Origin of the sequence: Streptomyces sp. NPDC050619, assembly GCF_040654815.1 — a bacterium.
Lineage (GTDB): Bacteria > Actinomycetota > Actinomycetes > Streptomycetales > Streptomycetaceae > Streptomyces.
The window spans coordinates 173,590-191,886 of sequence record NZ_JBFAIR010000018.1 but is presented as its reverse complement, the minus strand read 5'-3'; the positions used below and the strand labels follow the sequence as shown (position 1 = coordinate 191,886).

The 18,297-nt window shown below is 72.1% G+C and carries 15 protein-coding genes; 8 read left to right on the top strand and 7 right to left on the bottom strand.

Annotated features, from left to right (window positions below; genetic code table 11):
* Positions 1 to 105: 105 nt before the first annotated feature.
* The 4 genes from AB0I77_RS28260 to AB0I77_RS28245 all read left to right on the top strand — a co-directional run bounded on the left by AB0I77_RS28260 (position 106) and on the right by AB0I77_RS28245 (position 5,350).
* Entirely contained in the window at positions 106 to 798 is a 693-nt protein-coding gene (locus AB0I77_RS28260; protein ID WP_363285515.1) for a metal-dependent transcriptional regulator, read from the top strand.
* Positions 799 to 1,468: 670 nt separating this feature from the next.
* Positions 1,469 to 2,404: an alpha/beta hydrolase gene (locus AB0I77_RS28255; RefSeq protein ID WP_363285514.1), complete on the top strand. Its 936-nt coding sequence runs from the start codon at positions 1,469 to 1,471 to the stop codon at positions 2,402 to 2,404.
* A 71-nt stretch (positions 2,405 to 2,475) separates the two neighbouring features.
* Positions 2,476 to 3,684 (top strand): AAA family ATPase, encoded by a 1,209-nt coding sequence (locus AB0I77_RS28250; RefSeq protein WP_363285513.1) that lies wholly within the window; start codon positions 2,476 to 2,478, stop codon positions 3,682 to 3,684.
* 19 nt (positions 3,685 to 3,703) lie between these two features.
* Positions 3,704 to 5,350 carry a VWA domain-containing protein gene (locus AB0I77_RS28245; protein WP_363285512.1) on the top strand — a complete coding sequence of 549 codons (1,647 nt, stop codon included), beginning with the start codon at positions 3,704 to 3,706 and terminating at the stop codon, positions 5,348 to 5,350.
* A gap of 31 nt (positions 5,351 to 5,381) precedes the next feature.
* Here AB0I77_RS28245 and AB0I77_RS28240 read toward each other — a convergent pair whose 3' ends face one another.
* The 3 genes from AB0I77_RS28240 to AB0I77_RS28230 all read right to left on the bottom strand — a co-directional run bounded on the left by AB0I77_RS28240 (position 5,382) and on the right by AB0I77_RS28230 (position 8,537).
* Positions 5,382 to 6,971: a transporter gene (locus AB0I77_RS28240; protein ID WP_363285511.1), complete on the bottom strand. Its 1,590-nt coding sequence runs from the start codon at positions 6,969 to 6,971 to the stop codon at positions 5,382 to 5,384.
* Positions 6,968 to 7,762, bottom strand: coding sequence for an ABC transporter ATP-binding protein (locus AB0I77_RS28235; protein WP_363285510.1), 795 nt, complete (start codon positions 7,760 to 7,762; stop codon positions 6,968 to 6,970). The genes AB0I77_RS28240 and AB0I77_RS28235 overlap by 4 nt, the downstream gene beginning before the upstream one ends.
* A gap of 112 nt (positions 7,763 to 7,874) precedes the next feature.
* Entirely contained in the window at positions 7,875 to 8,537 is a 663-nt protein-coding gene (locus AB0I77_RS28230; RefSeq protein WP_363285509.1) for a bifunctional DNA primase/polymerase, read from the bottom strand.
* 311 nt (positions 8,538 to 8,848) lie between these two features.
* Between AB0I77_RS28230 and AB0I77_RS28225 the strand changes: the two genes are divergently transcribed.
* The gene (locus AB0I77_RS28225; RefSeq protein WP_363285508.1) at positions 8,849 to 10,234 is read left to right on the top strand and encodes a transcriptional regulator; all 1,386 of its coding nucleotides are present in this window, start codon (positions 8,849 to 8,851) and stop codon (positions 10,232 to 10,234) included.
* A 332-nt stretch (positions 10,235 to 10,566) separates the two neighbouring features.
* On the opposite strand, the gene AB0I77_RS28220 is transcribed toward AB0I77_RS28225, so the two are convergent.
* Positions 10,567 to 10,818, bottom strand: a complete 252-nt coding sequence (locus tag AB0I77_RS28220; RefSeq protein WP_363285549.1) for a hypothetical protein — start codon at positions 10,816 to 10,818, stop codon at positions 10,567 to 10,569.
* 319 nt (positions 10,819 to 11,137) lie between these two features.
* Here AB0I77_RS28220 and AB0I77_RS28215 point away from each other — a divergent pair, with 319 nt between their 5' ends.
* Positions 11,138 to 13,075, top strand: a complete 1,938-nt coding sequence (locus tag AB0I77_RS28215; RefSeq protein ID WP_363285545.1) for a hypothetical protein — start codon at positions 11,138 to 11,140, stop codon at positions 13,073 to 13,075.
* Between the two features lie 34 nt (positions 13,076 to 13,109).
* Here AB0I77_RS28215 and AB0I77_RS28210 read toward each other — a convergent pair whose 3' ends face one another.
* Positions 13,110 to 14,411, bottom strand: a complete 1,302-nt coding sequence (locus tag AB0I77_RS28210) for an ABC transporter substrate-binding protein (RefSeq protein WP_363285507.1) — start codon at positions 14,409 to 14,411, stop codon at positions 13,110 to 13,112.
* 118 nt (positions 14,412 to 14,529) lie between these two features.
* Here AB0I77_RS28210 and AB0I77_RS28205 point away from each other — a divergent pair, with 118 nt between their 5' ends.
* Positions 14,530 to 15,030 (top strand): hypothetical protein, encoded by a 501-nt coding sequence (locus AB0I77_RS28205; RefSeq protein ID WP_363285506.1) that lies wholly within the window; start codon positions 14,530 to 14,532, stop codon positions 15,028 to 15,030.
* 60 nt (positions 15,031 to 15,090) lie between these two features.
* Positions 15,091 to 15,972, top strand: a complete 882-nt coding sequence (gene purU, locus AB0I77_RS28200) for a formyltetrahydrofolate deformylase (RefSeq protein ID WP_363285505.1) — start codon at positions 15,091 to 15,093, stop codon at positions 15,970 to 15,972.
* 115 nt (positions 15,973 to 16,087) lie between these two features.
* Here purU and AB0I77_RS28195 read toward each other — a convergent pair whose 3' ends face one another.
* Together AB0I77_RS28195 and AB0I77_RS28190 are read right to left on the bottom strand one after the other, a co-directional pair.
* Positions 16,088 to 17,473 (bottom strand): zf-HC2 domain-containing protein, encoded by a 1,386-nt coding sequence (locus AB0I77_RS28195; RefSeq protein WP_363285504.1) that lies wholly within the window; start codon positions 17,471 to 17,473, stop codon positions 16,088 to 16,090.
* On the bottom strand, positions 17,470 to 18,051 hold the full coding sequence (locus AB0I77_RS28190; RefSeq protein WP_363285503.1) for a sigma-70 family RNA polymerase sigma factor: 582 nt from the start codon (positions 18,049 to 18,051) through the stop codon (positions 17,470 to 17,472). Before AB0I77_RS28190 ends, AB0I77_RS28195 begins: the two co-directional genes overlap by 4 nt.
* Positions 18,052 to 18,297 lie beyond the last annotated feature (246 nt).

The following is an 18,297-nucleotide window of genomic DNA, read 5'->3' as shown; positions in this document are numbered from 1 at the left end:
ACGGCGCGGCACGGTTGTCCGTGGTATCCGGCAGAATTGACTCCAGGGCCAGCGCACGCGCCGCGAAGCTGTCGTGCTTCGGGCAGATCTCATCGAGGGGCACGTATGTCCGGACTGATCGACACTACGGAGATGTATCTCCGCACCATCCTCGAGCTGGAGGAGGAAGGTGTGGTCCCCATGCGCGCCCGGATCGCCGAGCGGCTGGACCAGAGCGGGCCGACCGTCAGCCAGACGGTGGCGCGGATGGAGCGGGACGGCTTGGTGTCCGTCGCCAGCGACCGCCACCTGGAGCTCACGGACGAGGGCCGCCGGCTGGCCACGCGTGTGATGCGCAAGCACCGCCTCGCGGAGTGCCTGCTCGTCGATGTGATCGGCCTGGAGTGGGAGCAGGTGCACGCCGAGGCGTGTCGCTGGGAGCACGTGATGAGCGAGGCCGTCGAGCGTCGCGTGCTGGAGCTGCTGCGCCACCCGACCGAGTCGCCGTACGGCAATCCGATCCCGGGCCTGGAGGAGCTGGGCGAGAAGGACGGCGCGGATCCGTTCCTGGACGCGGGCATGGTGTCGCTGGCCGACCTCGACCCGGGTATCGAGGGCAAGACGGTCGTCGTGCGCCGGATCGGTGAGCCGATCCAGACGGACGCGCAGCTGATGTACACGCTGCGCCGGGCGGGGGTGCAGCCCGGTTCGGTGGTGAGTGTGACGGAGTCGGCGGGCGGTGTGCTCGTGGGCAGTGGCGGCGAGGCGGCCGAGCTGGAGTCGGACGTCGCCTCGCATGTGTTCGTCGCGAAGCGCTGAGCCGTCGCCGATCTCTTCGACGTGATGTCAACTTCCGGGGGCTGTGGGGAAGTTGGGGCTTCTCGTCGGTCGTGTGGTCGGTCTCGTCGATTCCAAGATTCACTGTGCGGAATCGCAGCGCGCGGGCGTTTCCCGTGCGAGGCTGTCGCGTGAGGCATATGACCTGAGGGCTCTTGGCCGTGGTCGGCAGCGATGTCGTCCGGCCGGGGAGGGGGCGGGGAGGATGTGCCGTAGACGTGGAGAGGGCCCCGGCGCCGTGTGGCGCCGGGGCCTGTCCTCCCCTGTGCTGACCCGGAGCCCCGAGCTCTCAGGGTCATTCCCCTCGGACCGGTTTCCCCGAGCGGTCCGCCTCCCGTTGAAGATCTCCCCTCGGCAGCGGCGATCATTCCTTGAGGGAGGTCACTCGAACGAGGGGTGTTATCCGCCAATGCCCTATCTTCGAATATCTATTCGATAATCTGCGGGTGACGCGACGCACGGGATGTGCGCTACAGGGATGTAGGGGGATGTACACGCAGCGGACGCGAGGGGAGGGGTGCGGGGAGCGAGACAGCCCCGAGAGGTTCGGCAGACACGGCAGGCAGGACGCGGTTCACGGGACCGGCCCCGCCTTGAGCGGGAGCGCACGGTCCGAGCGGAGCCAGGCGGAGCTTAGGGGGGTGCCAGACCTATGGCGCGACGCATCGACGTGATCGGCGCAGGCGGCGTACGCCTCGCGGCCTGGGAGTTCGGGGACCCTCCCAAGACCGATCCGGCGAAGGACGTACCGGAGCAGGCGGCCCGGTCGCTGCCCGGAGCGCGGCAGCCGGACCCGGGCGAGGCCGGGCGGGCCCACGGCGTGCTCTTACTTCACGGCCTGATGGGCCGCGCCTCGCACTGGGCGTCCACCGCCCGCTGGCTCTCCGAGCGACACCGCGCCGTCGCGCTCGACCAGCGCGGCCACGGCCAGAGCGACAAGCCCCCGCGGGCGTCCTTCACCCGCGAGGCCTACGTCGAGGATGCCGAGGCCGCCCTCGAACAACTCGGTCTCGCCCCGACCGTCCTCATCGGTCACGCCATGGGCGCCCTGACCGCCTGGCAGCTCGCCGCCAAGCGCCCCGACCTGGTCTGCGGGCTGATCATCTGCGACATGCGGGCCTCCGCACTCGGCGGCGCCTCGCAGCGCGAGTGGGAGGACTGGTTCAAGGCCTGGCCCGCTCCCTTCGCCACCCTCGCCGACGTACGCAAGTGGTTCGGCGAGGACGACCCCTGGGTGGAGCGCCCGAACCCGACCCGTGGCGAGTTCTACGCCGAGGTCATGCAGGAATCCCCCGACGGCTGGCGCCCGGTCTTCGAGCCGGAGCAGATGCTGAAGTCCCGCGAGACCTGGGTCTACGACGCGCACTGGGAGGAGCTCGCGCAGGTGCGGTGCCCCACCCTGGTCGTCCGCGGCCTCGACGGCGAGCTGGGCCGCGCCGAGGCCCAGGAGATGGTCCGCGTGCTGCCCCGCGGCCAGTACGCGGAGGTGGCCGACGCGGGCCACCTGGTGCACTACGACCAGCCGGAGGCCTGGCGGGGCGCCATCGAGCCCTTCCTGGACGCCGTCCTCACCGACCTCAGAAACTGACGTCCCGCGTTCCTGGTGCGGTCCTCGGGGCATCGTCAGCCCAACAGGGCCTCGCGGGCAAGGAGTTGAACATGGATGCACAGGGCGCGCAGGACGCGCAGGACACGGCCAAGCGGCTGCGCGCGATCGGCGACGAGCTGTCGGACCGCTTCTACGAGCGGGCCGACGTGGTGCGGACGCTGGTGGTGACGCTGCTGGCCGGGCAGCACTCGTTGGTGCTCGGCCCGCCCGGAACGGCGAAGTCCGAGCTGGCCCGGGAACTCACGGGCAGGGTCGAGGGGGCGTCCTACTGGGAGATCCTCCTGTCGAAGTTCACCGCGCCGACGAGGATGTTCGGTCCCATCGACGTCGCCGCGCTGGCCCGGGGCGAGTACCGCCAGGTCTACGACGGCCGTGCCACGACCGCGCATGTCGCGTTCATCGACGAGATCTTCAAGTGCTCCACGGCGGCGCTGAACGAGACGCTGGGCTTCCTCAACGAGCGGATCTACCACCCCGAGAGCGGCGGCGAGCCGATCCGCTGCCCCCTGATCGGGGCCATCACGGCGAGCAACGAACTGCCCAGCGGAGAGGACACGGCCGCGATCTACGACCGACTCCTTGTGCGGATCGAGGTCGGATACCTGGCCGACCCCTCGAACTTCGCCGCCCTGGTCCGCTCCGCCGTCAGCCGCCCGGCCCCGCCGACCCGGACCACCATCGAACTGGCCGCGTTGCAGCACGCCGTGACCGCAGCCGTCCCGGCCGTGGACGTCCCCGACGCGATCGTGGACGCGGTGTGCACGCTGCGGGCTGCCCTGCGCCGCAAGGAACTCGTCGCCTCCGACCGCCGCTGGCGGCAGGCGGTGGGCCTGCTCCAGGCGTCCGCGTACCTCGACGGCCGCCCGGCGGTCGCCGAGACCGACCTGTCGGTGCTGACCCACGTGCTGTGGGACTCCCCGGCCCAGCGCCCGACCGTCGAGCGCGAGGTGCTGCACCTGGTCAACCCCGACGCCAAGGAGGCGCTCGACCTGGCCGACGCCATCGATGAGCTGGAGGCCCAGCTCGACGCCATGGCCGGCCAGTCCCGCGAGGCGCTGAGCGAATGGGTCATCAAGAAGGCCCACAACCAGCTCGCCATGGCGGGAAAGCGCCTTGAGAAGCTGCGCGCGGAGGCGGCGGGCGCCGGCCGCTCCACCGCCGCCGTCGACCGGGTCACCGGCCGCCAGCGCGCCGTCCGCGCCCGCGTGCTCACCGAGGCCCTCGGCCTGGACGCGAGCATGGTGCAGGCACAGATCTGAGCACCGGGAGATCACGGCCATGGGCAGGACGGGCAGCACACCGAGCGGGCTCGACGAGCTGGCGAGCCGGGCCGGGAAGTGGCTGAGCCTGTCCGCCGCCACACCCGAGCGGCACACCGCCGCCGTGATCGCGGACCGCTTCGAACAGATCGCATGGCGCGACACCTACGAGCAGTCGGCCGGACTACGCGAGCTCGCCGAGGAGCTGACCGAGCGCCACAACCACGCGACCTGCACCACCGACCTCCTCACCGACGCCTTCCTGGCCGCCTACAAGGTCCGCCCGCGGTTGCGCGAGCGTGCGGAGATGGACCCCTCCCGGCTGGTCAACCACCAGGTCATCACCTCACTGATGGACTCACCGGAGTTCGCCGAGCTGCACCGCGAGACGGCCGGCGACCCCTACGCCGCCGCCATGGCCGTACTCGCCCAGACCCCCGCGTTGCGCCGGCTCCTTGAGCACTCCCGGGACGCCCAGGAACAGGCCGAGCGGGCGAAGAAGGCCCAGCAGGACGCCGAAGACGCGGCGACCGCCGTGAGCGAGGCACTCCAGCAGGCCGCCCACGAGGCGGACCGGCCGGATGGGGCGGGCACCGTGCCGACCCCGGCCGCCGACGCCGTACAGCAGGCGATCGAGGCCGCCGAGACCGCCGAGGCCGCCGCGCGGCAGGCCGCCCAGGGCGCCGCTCAGGCCCTCGCGGCGGCGGCCCCCGGTATCCGTACCGGCGCGCGGAGCGCGGCGGCGAAGGCCGCCGGGGCCGTGCGGGAGGAGTCCGCGCTGATGCGGGCATGGGGCGTCGGTCCCGGCGAGCTGGAGCGGATGTCGTTCGACCAGCGCGCCCGGCTCGCCGAGCGGCTGCGCACCGGCCGTCTCGCCCAGTGGGCCGAGCTGATCGGCCGCTTCCGGCAGATGGCGGGCGGTGAGCGCGCCCGCAAGGTGGAGAACGCCGCCGGGGAGCTGGTCGGCGTCACGCTCGGCGATGACCTCTCCCGCGTCATCCCCTCCGAGCTGGCGAACCTCGGACTGCCCGAGCTGCGTGCGGTGTTCGCCGCGCGCTACGCCGCCGGGGAGCTGATGCTCTACGACAGCCAGGGCGAGCAGGCCACCGGCCGGGGCGCCATCATCGCGTGCGTCGACACCTCGCACTCCATGTACGCGGAAGGGCCCGGCGGAGTCACCCGGGAGGCGTGGGCCAAGGCATGCGCCCTGGCGCTGCTGGACCAGGCCCGCCACGCGGGGCGTGACTTCGTCGGCATCCTGTTCTCCGCCGCCGACAAGATCCAGGTCTTCCGCTTCCCGGCCGGCCGGCCCGCCGGTACCGCCCGGATCCTCGACTTCGCGGAGACCTTCCTCGGCGGCGGCACCAGCTTCCAGCGTCCGCTGACGGTGGCCGGTGAACTGCTGGCGGAGGAGTTCAACGACGCCGCCCGCCGACGCGGCGACATCGTGATGCTCACCGACGACGAATGCGGCGTCACCGAGGAATGGATGCGCGACTGGAGGGACGCCAAGCACCTGCTGGGCTTCCGGGTCTTCGGCGTCGCCGTCGGCGTCCCGCCCGCCGCCGAAGCCGGCTCGGTCCTGGACGCCCTGTGCGACAACCTCCGCTCCGTCGAGGACCTCACCGACGTCCACGCCGCCGCCGACCTCTTCCGCGTGATCTGAGCCTCGGGCCGGGGGACTCCCCGGACTCGACTCACCCCCTGCTGACCGCCACCAGAATCTCCGGCAGCTGCCGGGCCGTCCGCGGCGCCGCCATCCGCAGCCCCGCCACCGTGATCGCCGCCCCGTAGACCGCGCCCACCGGCAGCAGCAGCCAGGTCCACTCGTCGCCGCCCGCGCTGACGTTCAGCCAGATCGTCGCGACGATGAAGGGGGCGCACAGCAGGGCGCCCCCGACCATCCCGCCGAGAATCGCCATGAAGGCCAGCCCGGACTGGCCGGGGGCCACGTTCTTGTAGCCGTCCTGCGGGATGGAGTACGGGAAGCGGGCCGACGTCCACGCGCCGGTCGCCAGCATCGCCCCGAGCAGCGCGAAGGACAGCCCGAGCACCTCGGGCAGCTTCGGCCAGTCGCCCAGCAGCGCCGTCGTCAGGACGGTCACGAGGGTGGCGTACGGCAGGGTGATCACCAGCAGCGCCAGCGCTCGCGCGCGCAGTTCGACGTACGCGTCCCGGGTGGACGAGATCGTCATCGCGACCATCCAGAACGCGGACGTGTCCTGCCCGAACTGGTTGTACATCTGCACACCGAGCATCCCGGCCGCGAAGCAGGCGAAGTAGATCGAGCCGGTGCCCTGCAACGCGTTGAACACGGGCACGATCAGACCGATGGCCAGCGAGGTCACCCAGGCCGCCTTGGTCTTGGGGTCGCGCCACACGTAGCGCAGGCTGCGCTCCATGACCGTGCCGGTACGGCCGCCGGGCAGCAGCCGGCTCAGGCCGCTCGACGTCCGCTTGCGGGCCCTGGAGTCGGCGGCCTGGAGGGTGGAGCCGTCCGGCGAGGTCATCAGCCGGTTCAGATGGTGCGACCACCAGCTCAGCAGCCCCACCAACGCGAGTGCGCACAGGGCGAGCTGGAGGGCGGCGACGCCGTACGATCCCTCGCTCGCGGAGTCCGCCGCCCCGATCGCCGACGCGGGCGGCACCCATTTCAGCACGTCGGCCGGTCCGTCGAGCTGGGCAAGGCCGCTCGAACCCAGCCGCTGCGCCCCGAAGTTCACGACCTGCGCCCCGACCGCGATGATCAGCCCGCTCAGCACCGCCAGATCCCGGCCCTTGCGGCTGGTCAGCAGCCGGATGTTGGCGGTGGCGACGGCCCGCGCGAGGGCCACGCACACCAGCAGCGCGAGGACGACGCCGACGAGGCCGACGACGTACGCCACACCCCCGTGCGCGACCGAGATGACGGACCCGGTCAGCATGCTCAGGGTGAACAGCGGCCCGATGCCGACCAGCGAGGCCGTGAGCAGGGCCCGCACCAGCGGGCCGGGCCGCAGCGGCAGCATCACCAGGCGGGTCGGATCCAGGGTCTCGTCGCCGCTGGAGAAGAACAGCGGCATCACCGCCCAGCCCGCCGCCAGCACCGCCACCAGCAGCACGACCACGGACGCGGCGTGCGCGTTCCCGCGCAACGCGATCAGGCCGATCAGCTGCACCGCGGAGAACAGCAGGACGGCGACGGCCGAGCCGATGTAGGCGGCGCGCCGGCCGCTCGACTGCTTGAGCCCGTTCTTCAGCAACGACAGCTTCAGCTGTACGACGACCGGGGTGATGTCGGCGCTCACCGGACCGCCCCGCCGCCCAGCCAGTCGAGGTCGGAACCGGCGTCACGGCGGCCGGCGCCGACGAGTTCGAGGAACGCGCTCTGCAGCGAGGGCGCCTCGCCGCGCACCTCGGCGAGCGGCCCGTGGGCGCGGATCCGGCCCGCGGCCATCACCGCGACCCAGTCGCACAGCGACTCGACGAGCTCCATCACATGGGAGGAGAAGACGACGGTCGCGCCGGAGGCGGTGTACCGCTCCAGGACCCCCCGGATGGTCTGGGCCGACACCGGGTCGACGCCCTCGAACGGCTCGTCGAGAAAGAGCACTTCGGGATTGTGGAGGAGGGCCGCCGCGAGCCCGATCTTCTTGCGCATGCCGGTCGAGTAGTCGACGACGAGCTTGTGCTGGGCACCGGACAGGTCGAGGACGTCGAGGAGCTGGGTGACGCGCTTGTCGACCTCGGCACCGGGCAGCCCGCGCAACCGTCCGGAGTAGGTGAGCAGTTCGCGCCCGGACAGCCGCTCGAACAGCCGGAGCCCCTCCGGCAGCACCCCGATCCGCGCCTTCACCTCGACCGGGTCCCGCCACACGTCGTGCCCCACGACCTCGACGCTCCCCAGATCGGGCCTGAGCAGCCCGGTCACCATCGACAGCGTGGTGGTCTTCCCGGCCCCGTTGGGCCCGACCAGCCCGATGAACTTCCCCGCGGGCAACTCCAGATCAACCCCGGCAACGGCAACTTGCTGCCCGAACCGCTTCCAGAGCCCTTGAACGCGTACGGCGGCTGTCCCCGCTACTGCTCCCGACGTCATGGTTGAACCCTACGGTGGACAGACGCCGCTCAGGGGCGCGGGGAACTGCGCGACAAGCCACGACGGACCCGCAGCCGCCACGCGACATCAGCCAGGCAGACGCAACCGCGATCTACCGATCCCGCCCACACGCATAAGCAAGCGGCGAGATCAACTCCTCCACATCCGGCAGCCACCGATTCGCCGGCGTAGGCCGACAAGCCCACTGCACAGCCCCCGACGACCCGAACCGTGTAGGCGGCCCAGCGACATAAGCCCCCTCACCCAGCGCGACAAGATCGAGCGACGAGGGCGACCAGCCCAACTTCCGCACCAGCTCCGGCAGCTTGACCGAAGCCCCCGGCAGCACGAAGAAGTGCATCCGCCGAGCCGGCGTCAACGTCACCGGCCCGAGCGTCAACTCCATCCGCTCCATCCGCGCCAGCGCGAGAAACCCGGCCGTCTCCGGCACGGAAATCGCGTCGAACGTACGCCCGGTGGGCAGCAGGATCGACGCCGTCGGCTGTTTCTGCCACATCCGGCGCGCCACGGTCGCACTGCCCGTGGCCTGCGTCGCCCAGTCCTCGCGCGCGGGGTGCGCGCCGGGCACGGCGCACGCGGGGTCGCCGCACGAGCAGCGTTGCACCCCGTCGGCGGGTTCCAGCCAGGTGCCGGGGAAGACGTCCCAGTGGCGCTCCTCGGCGTAACGTACGGCGGTCTCCAGCAGCGATTCCCCGCGCTGCTTCGGAATCTGAGCGGCTTCGGTGCCCGCGATCGTCTCTTCCACGCTGAACACAACTCCCGCGCTCACCTTGGGTTACGGGCGTCGCGCGCGCGGGGGCGGGGCATCGCTTCCGTAGTTGGGGCGCATGGATGCATGTGCGGGGGCGCGCGGGAGGAACCGGTGCGTGAGCTGGGTAGTCAGGTGTGGGGGCGGCAACCGCCTTTACCCCGGCAATCTGCGCAAGTCTCGCATTTTCGCTGCGTAGGCGGGGCATTGATCTTCACGGCCGGATCTTTTCGGTGGATTCGGTGGATTCGGTGGATTCGGTGGAAGACACGTCAACTCGGTGCGTGGGCAGGCACCGCAGCCACAGGGGGTACGCCATGGCCGCAAGGCCTCTCGTCGCGCGGCAGCCGAACGAACGACTGCAGGCGCTCATTCAGGAAGCGGGCTGCTCCAACGCGGGGCTCGCCCGCCGGGTCAACATGTGCGGCGCCGAGCACGGTCTCGACCTGCGGTACGACAAGACGTCCGTGGCGCGCTGGCTGCGCGGACAGCAGCCACGCGGGCGCGCCCCGGCGATCATCGCGGAGGCACTCGGCCGCAAACTCGGCCGTACGGTCACGATCGACGAGATCGGCATGGCCAACGGCAAGAACCTCGCCTCAGGCGTCGGCCTCCAGTTCTCGCCGACGGTGCTGGGAGCCATCGAGCAGGTGTGTGAGCTGTGGCGCAGTGACGTGGGCCGCCGGGACTTCCTGTCCGGCTCCTCCGTCGCCGCGTCCGCGCTGGTCGAGCCGAGCCGCGACTGGCTCATCTCCTCGCCGGACTCGCAGGTCGCGCGTTCGGCCGGGCCGCGGGTGGGGCAGTCCGACGTGCGGGCCGTGCGCGCGATGACCCAGGCGCTGGTCGACCTGGACCACCAGTACGGCAGCGGGCACGTGCGCCCGGTCGTCGTGCACTACCTCAACAGCGTCGTCTCGGGCCTGCTGGCGGGGTCGTACCGCGAGGCGGTCGGCCGAGACCTCTTCGCCGCGGTGGCCCGACTGACCGAACTCGCGGGCTACATGGCCGTCGACACCGGGCAACCGGGCCTCGCCCAGCGGTACTACATCCAGGCGCTGCGGCTCGCGCAGGCGGCGGGCGATCGTGGCTACGGCGGGTATGTCCTCGCCGCCTCCATGAGCCACCTCGCCGCGCAGCTCGGAAACCCGCGTGAGATCGCGCAGTTGGCGCGGGCCGCGCAGGAGGGGGCGCGTGGGCGCGTGACACCGCGCGCGGAGTCCATGTTCCACGCGGCGGAGGCGCGCGGGCACGCGCTGATGGGCGACGCGCGGTCGGCCCAGTCGGCGTCCGGGCGGGCGGTGAGCGCGCTGGAGCAGGCGGACCCGGACTCCGGGGACGACCCGGCGTGGATCGCGCACTTCGACGAGGCGTATCTGGCCGACGAGTTGGCGCACTGCCACCGGGACCTGGGCCAGGCCGAGGCGGCGGCGCGGTGCGCGCGGGAGTCCCTGGCCGGGCACCCCGAGTCGCGGGCCCGCCGCAGGGCCATCGGCTATGTGCTGCTGGCGAGCGCGCAGGTGCAGCAGCGGGAGGTGGAACAGGCCTGCAACACCGGCCTGAAGGCCGTGGAGCTCCTGGAGACCCTCCGGTCCAACCGGGGCGCCGAGTACCTGGACGACTTCCAGCAGCGGCTGGAGCCGTACCGGGACGAGCCTGTGGTACGGGAGTTCGGGGCGCGGCTGGATCTACAGGCGGCGGCGTAGAGCGGGTACCGGGTCGCGAGAGGGGGGCCTGCAAAGGGGGCCTGTAAAGCGGATGGGGGCCGGGTTGTGTCACTGGTCTGTCACGGGATCTGTTACTGCGGTCACAGGGACGCAGGTCACGTACTGAGCTGCGTAGCACCCGGCTCTGGGGACCCGGTAGCGTGAGCCGACGGTTCCGAAGGTCCCCCATTAGTAGGAGTCCCGGTGACGCAAGGTGGACAGGGCGACGAGCCCTCGCCGCGCGAGGCGCGCGAAGGCATCGTGCTGCCCTCCGACGGCGGGGAACCCCTGCTGCCGGGAATGACAGGCGGATACGGCGGCCAGAACGCCGGTCACCATGGTCCGACCCCCGGCTCGCCGTCCGGCCCGCCCTCGGCTCCGCCCCGCGGCCAGGCCTGGGACACCCCGTGGGGCCCCGACCAGCACCAGACCCCGGCCCCACCGCCGGGCGAGGGATGGTCGTCCCCGTCCGCCCAGTCCTGGAGCCCACCCGAGCAGAACCACTCGACGTTCCCAGCGGCCTGGGCCGCGCCCGAGCCCCCGGCCGACGCCCCGCCCCAGCCCTCGGCATACGGCACCGACAACTACGGCTCGCCCACCGCGCCGGGACACGGCGGCGGTCAGGGCGCCTTCATACCGCCCGCCCAGCGGCAGGGTGCTCCCTACGGCTCACCCACCCCTCCCGACGCGTACGGCTCCCAGCCGGGCGGGGCACCGCTGCCGCCCGCGTCCTCGTCGTCGACGGGTGCGTACGGTTCTGCTTCCGGTGGGGCTCCGTCGCCGTCTGCGGGGCAGGGCGGTGGGCCGGACGGCCCTTCGCCGTCGGGCGGGGCGTACGGCTCGCCCTCCGCTGGAGCGCCGCTCCCGCCCGGAGGACACGGTGGCGGCGGCCAGGGAGCCCCCATGCCTCCCGCCGACGCCTACGGCGCTCCTGCCGGTGCGTACGGCTCGCCCGCACCCTCCGGTGCATACGGCGGCGGCGCTCCAGCTGACGGGTACGGCGCTCCCTCCGGTGCGTACGGTTCTCCTCCCGCAGATGCGCCGCTGCCAGCCGCGAGACACCGCGCCGCCCCGGACACCTCGCTGCCGCCCGCGGCGCCCGGCAACGCCGGCGCTGGTCCGCTTCCGCCCGCTGACGGGTACGGCGCTCCCGGCGGCGCGTACGGCACACCCTCCGCCGATGGGTCCCCGCCGGCTCCGAGGCACGGCGGCGCTCCGGACACTTCGCTGCCGCCCGCGGCGTCTGGCAATGCCGGCGCCGGTGCGTATGGTGCTGCCTCGGCCGATGGGTCTCTGCCGGCTGCGAGGCACGGTGGTGCTCGGGACACTTCGCTGCCGCCTGCGGTGCCTGGCAATGGTGGTGCCGGTTCCTTCCCGGCCGCCGGTGCGTATGGTTCTGCCTCGGCCGATGGGTCCCCGCCGGCTCCGAGGCACGGCGGCGCTCCGGACACTTCGCTGCCGCCCGCGGCGTCTGGCAATGACGGTGCCGGTGCGTATGGTGCTGCTTCCGCCGATGGGTCTCTGCCGGCTGCGAGGCACGGTGGTGCTCCGGATACTTCGCTGCCGCCCGCGGCGCCGGGTAGCTCCAGCCCTGGTGCTGGTCCGCTGCCGCCCGCCGACGAAGGTGCCACCCAGTACATCCCGCCGGTGCCGGGGGATGCGGCGACGCGGTACCCGGGACAGGGGGCCGCGCGCGCGGACGAGGGGGCGACCCAGTACCTCCCGCCCGTGGGGCCCGGGGCGCTGCCGCCCGAGGTGGGTGCCGGATCGCCCGCCGCCGCGCCGTCCTCCGAGTCGACGCAGTTCCTGGGCCGTGCCAAGCAGGCCGGTGCCCGTGCCGGTGCCGGGCCGCTGCCCCCCGTTTCCAACCCCGACGCCGAGGCCACGCAGTACATCGCGCCCGTGCCCGGACAGCCGGGCCCCGGCGGGGCGTCGTACGGGCAGCAGGGCGGGGACCGGCAGCCGCCCGCCGAGTTCGACAACCTTTTCCGCAGTGGGCCGGGCGGGCCGGGTCCGGCCGCGTCGACCCAGCAAATGCCGCGCTTCCAGCAGCCCGAGGCCGTGCACACCGCCGCCCAGCAGCCGTACGCGCAGTCCGCTCAGCAGCCGTACGCGCAGTCCGCCCAGCAGCCGTACGGGCAGTCCCCGCAGCCGTCGTACGCCCCTCCCGGTGCGGGCGGTGGCTACGACGGTGACGGCGGCCGGGGCCGGCGTAGGGGCCGGGTGCCGCTGATCGCCGCCGTCGGTGTGGGCATCGTCGTCCTCGGGGTAGGCGCCGGTGCGCTGCTCGCCGGTGGCGGGGGCGACGACAAGGACGGCGACAAGAACCAGACCGTCTCCGCCACGGCTCCCGCGACCGAGGGCTCCGCCTCGCCGTCCGCCGACCCGGCCGAGCAGCAGGCCGTGGCGCTGGACAAGCTGCTCGCCGACAGCGGCGACAGCCGGGCCTCGGTGATCAGAGCGGTGGCGAACGTGAAGTCCTGCAAGAACCTCGGCCAGGCGGCCAAGGACCTGCGTGACGCGGCCAAGCAGCGCGCCGAACTGGTGACCCGTCTCTCCGGCGTCGAGGTCGACAAGCTACCCGGCAACGCCGCGCTGACCGCCTCCCTCACGAAGGCGTGGCAGGCGTCCGCGTCGGCCGACAACCACTACGCGGCCTGGGCCGACCAGGCGGCCGGCAAGAAGGGCTGCAAGAAGGGCCAGGCCCGCACCACCGGCCAGACCCTGGCCGGCAACCGGGCGAGCGGCACCGCCAGCACCCAGAAGACCAAGGCCGCCCCGCTGTGGAACGCGATAGCGAAGACGTACGGACTGACCGAGCGCCAGCCCACCCAGCTGTGATCCGGCGCCGTACCTGAGAAGGCGCCGGCCCGGGTCAGCCCAGGTCGGCGTCCTTCAGCGTGGCCGTCACGTCGATGAAGCCCTTCTTGGCCGACACCAGCCGGCCCTGCCTGACGACCTGAAGGGTCACCTCGGTGTTGACCAGGCGCGGATAGCCGACGGACGCGAGCGGCCCCTGGAAGTTCCACTGGAGCGTCGGGGTCAGCCCGCCCGTGGTGACCTTCAGCCCGCTGTCCAGGGCCTTGGTCACGGCGTTGGCGCTCACCTCGCCGTCCAGCGACTCGACGACCTCCTTGAAGACGGTGTACGCGATCCACGTGGTCTGCACACCGGCGTCGGCGGGGTCGATGCGGTTGTCGCCGAAGGCCTGCTCGCTGATGACCTTCTTCATCTCGTTCCAGCGCGCGTCCGTCTCCACCGGGTACCAGCCGGTGATGTACGACCCCTCGTACGGCCCGGACTGGCCGCCGGAGGAGTTGATCACCGTCTGGTCGACGTTGCCGAGCACCATGGCGGTCCGTACGTCGGGGTAGTCCGGGCGGGAGCGCCGGAAGGAGTCCATGAAGGTGTCGGTGCGATCGCCGAGCGTGGGCACCACACAGCCCTTCTTCGTCGGGTCGGCGGTGGTCTCCGCGAGCGCCCGGTCCGCCTGCTCCGAGTACTCGGTGGCGTCCTCCGCGGCCCGCAAATCCTGCGAGTCCGGGTGTCCGCCCGCCGTCAGGCCGGAGTCGAGCAGGGCGGGCAGCTCGTCGCCCGCGATGCTGTCGGCCCGGACGAGCGTGACGGGCCCGCAGTCCGCGAGCGCCTTGCCGAGGCCGGCCAGGAGGGTGGGCTGTCCGCCGTTGACGGGGTAGGAGAGCGGACTGGTGAACTCGGCGTTGGTGACGCCGTATCCGCCTATGTAGGGGATGCCCGCGCCTTCCAGGGGCGGGAGGAAGGAGTCGCCGTACTGGCTGTAGGAGCCGACGACCGCGATGACGTCCTCGTCGACGGCGCGCTGGGCGCACCTCGCCGCCCCCACGCTGTCGTTGCGGTCGTTGCAGGTCAGGACGGTGAGCTTGCGGCCGGCGATGCCGCCCTGGGAGTTGATCCAGCGGGCGTAGGCCTGCGCGAAGGCGGGCATGCCCGGTTTGTTGGTCGCCTTGGTATCGTGCGGGGCCCAGGTCATGACCTTGATCGGGTCATCCCCGGAGCCCCCCGTGGCACCAGGGATGACCCCGCAGGCGGCGGCGAGCGACGCGCACGCCATCAGCACCCCCGCACGCAGGGCGGTGGCACTGACGGGCCTGGTGAAGGTGGGGGGAAAGGTTCTGCGGTTGCGTCGCCTGCCGGTCATGGACCCACACGCTTCCGCCACACTGCTAACCAGAGTGCGACTCTCGGTGAGCCGTTGGTGACGTGAGGGTGAACAGCGGGGGGCCGATGAGGCGCCCGAGAAGGGGAACGTACGATCGATGACCGTGCAAGGTTCGGAGAACTCTTCCCGTCACGGCCGTCGCTCCCCCACCATGGGCGGCATGCCATTGAATGACATGCCGTGGTGGCGCTGGCGCAGTAATGTGCGCTCCGCGCTGCACATGCTCTCCGATCAGGCGTTCCAGCGGGACGTCTGGCTGGCCGGCGTCGACGGGTACGGAGACGTGACCGACGCCGTGTACCGCCTGGTCGAGGACACCTGGCTCGACAACTGGTCCGCCGAGAAGTACGTCGGCACGATCTTCCGGGACTCGCAGGAGGCGGCGCTCGTCGACAGCGCCGTCCTGCGCGTGCTGCGGATCATGCACCAGGTCGGCCCCGACGCCCCCGTCTCGGCCTACGTCGACCACGAAGCCTGGCCGGAGGCGGTCCGGGCGGCGCGTGACGCGCACGTGCGGATGGCGATGGCCGACGGGGAGGACCCGGACGTGCCGCCGCGCACGCTGGAGGTGCTGCGGATCATGACGCGTTCCGCGTAGACGTTTCGTGTGGCGGACGGCCATCCGCTCGGCCGGGCCGGATATGCGACCCTTTCCTGCATGAGTGAGCAGTCCACCCGAGCCCCGGTCCCGTCCGAGCAGTACGTCCTCACCCTCGCCTGCCCCGACAAGCAGGGCATCGTGCACGCCGTGTCGAGCTACCTCTTCATGACGGGCTGCAACATCGAGGACAGCCAGCAGTTCGGTGACCACGACACGGGACTGTTCTTCATGCGCGTCCACTTCTCGGCGGAGCCGCCGGTGACCGTGGAGAAGCTGCGGGCCAGCTTCGCGGCGGTCGGTGACTCCTTCCAGATGGACTGGCAGCTCGACCGGGCCGACGAGAAGATGCGGATCGTGCTGATGGTCAGCAAGTTCGGGCACTGCCTGAACGACCTGCTGTTCCGCACCCGGATCGGCGCGCTGCCGGTGGAGATCGCCGCCGTGGTGTCCAACCACACCGACTTCGCCGAGCTCGTGGGGTCGTACAACATCCCCTTCCACCACATTCCGGTGACGAAGGACACGAAGGCGGAGGCCGAGGCGCAGCTGCTGAAGCTCGTACGGGAGCAGGACGTCGAGCTGGTCGTGCTCGCCCGCTATATGCAGGTGCTCTCCGACGACCTGTGCAAGCAGCTCAACGGGCAGATCATCAACATCCACCACTCCTTCCTGCCGAGCTTCAAGGGCGCGAAGCCGTACCACCAGGCGCACGCGCGCGGGGTGAAGCTGATCGGTGCCACCGCGCACTATGTGACGGCCGACCTGGACGAGGGCCCGATCATCGAGCAGGAGGTCGAGCGCGTCGGCCACGGCGTCACCCCGGACCAACTGGTCGCGATCGGCCGGGACGTGGAGTGCCAGGCGCTGGCGCGGGCCGTGAAGTGGCACGCGGAGCGGCGGGTTTTGCTCAATGGGCGGCGGACGGTTGTGTTCGCCTAGTCGCTCGGGGGGTTCTGGCGGGTGGCGGCTGCGGGTGCGTGGGGGCTGGTCGCGCAGTTCCCCGCGCCCCTAGGTCGGCACGCTGGTCCCACCTCAAGGGGCGCGGGGAACATCCCTACATCCGGCTCAACGAAGCCGCCGCGAACAGTACGTCCTTGATCGCCTCCCGGTCACCCAACTGCCCCGCCGCCGCCTCCGTCGGAGACACATGCCCCGCGGCCAGTCGGCAGAACTCCACGCCGTCCAGGGCGACGTGGGCCACCTCGTGATCGGCTGAGCCCACCGCGCCCGCGGAGTCCAGCGGGATCAGCCAGTGGCCGCCGCCCATGCCCTCGATCTCCAGCCGCAGACTGCGCCCGGGCTCGCCCGCCGGCACCAGATGCCGTCCGACGGCCGGTGCGGCCAGCCCGGTCCGCCGCCGTACCGCCAGCACGCCGGGCAGCATGCGGGCCGCGAGGTCGATCATGCGGTTGAGGTGGCGCGGGGAGGGCGGGTCGTAGGGGTAGTCCACCGCCTCGGCGATGTCCTCCGCGTGCACCCAGCACTCGAAGGCCCGGTCCAGCATCGCGTCGTGCAGCGGAAGCTCGCAGTCGCCGTACGGGACGGCCAGCCTGCCGGAGCCGCCACCCGTGAACCCCACCGTGCGCACCAGGTCGTGGCTCTGTTCCCGCCAGGGCGCCCGCACGGAACGGGTGTGCGGGAAGTGCGAGGCCCGCCAGTACGCCTCGGTGCGCGCGGACGGCGTCGCAGCCGCTGCCTCCAACTCGCCCAGCGGGTCGTCGAGCCCGAGCGCGACCGCGACCAGGCCGTCGACCGTCAGCAGGTGCGCGATGACCCCGGCGACCGTCGTACGGCGGCTCGTCTCCGCGTCGGCCTCGAACCAGCGCAGCCGCACGGGCGCGTGCCACTCGGCGTCACCTATGTCCTGCAACAGGGCGTCCAGGCGGGCGGTCTCGGCGTCGTACGGCGTCGCCCACTCGGGCACCGGGATGCGCGGCGGGCGCCGGTCGAGGCAGCCCGCCAGGACGCGGGTGCGCAGGCCGGGGTCCAGGTCGAGGCTCTCCTGGCGTTGCAGCAGTCCGACCGCCTCGCGCAGCCGCAGGGCCTCGTCCGCGCAGCCGCCGCAGTCGCCGAGGTGGTCCTCGACGGCCGCCGTCTCCTCGGGCGAGCAGGCGGCCAGTGCCCACGCACCGAGGAGCGCCTTCAGGACGTGGTGCTCGAGGGCGAGCGGCGGGGGGTCGGCCGAGGCCGACTCGGCCGGTTCCTCCAGGGCCGGCAGCGGCCGGCCGCTGTCCTCGACGGAGGTGCGGGGCATGGGGATACGGAGCGGATGGTCGGGGTCGGGGGTGCGGCCGCTTCCGGGGTCGCCGGGGTCGCCGTTGCCGTCGCCGTCGCCGCCCGAGTCCTCCTTCCCGACCTTCCCGTCCTCGCTGGCCTTCCTGTCCTCATCCTCGTTCTTGTCGTTCTCGTCGTACGCCTCGAACCGGTCCGCGTCGTTCACGCGGCACCCCCGTATCCGGGCGGGGCCCCGGGTGCGGCGGCGTCATGGGCGGTGGACAGCAGTTGCAGGCCCAGGCGGAGGCGGCGGCGGGCCTCGTCCTCGGTGACGCCGAGGTCGGTGGCGGTCTGGCGGTAGTCGCGGCGCTGGAAGTAGGCCAGCTCCAGGGCGGCGCGCAGCGGGACGGGCATGGACTGGACGATGTAGTCGGCGCGGGCGGCGACCGAGGCGCGGCGGACCTTGCGCTCCAGTTCCTCGCGGGAGCCGTGGCCCTCCTGGGCCAGCGCGGCGGTCTCGGTGGCGCGCAGCCGCTGCACGGCGAGGCGGTGGGTCAGCGTGGCGACCCAGGAGCGCAGGGGGCCCTGCCGGGGGTCGTAGGCGTCCGGGTGCTCCCAGACATGGGCGAAGACCTCGCGGGTGATGCCGTCGGCGGCCCGCTCGTCGCCGAGGACGCGGTGGGCGAGGCCGTGCACGAGCGAGGCGAAGCGGTCGTAGAGCTCGCCGAGGGCGGCCGCCTCACCGCGTGCGAGCCGCTGCTGCATCTTGCGGTCCCAGCGGGGCGGTGCGTCCTTCTTCGCCATGCGGCCCCCTCACCCTGCCTGTCTTCCGGTCAAGACTGCGCCCACCGTCTCCTCGAAATGTAGTCGGCACCTCTGACGGCGCACGCCCCTTTGTCGCAATGCGCGCCCCCTGGGAGCCCGCAGGTGGTAATGGACCTTTGCCTACCCGCTCACTCGATGATCAGGCACGATCGGGCACGACCGAGCGCGACTAGATGCGATCGAACAGGATCGAATACGACTAGAACAAGCCTGTTCTGAGCGGTA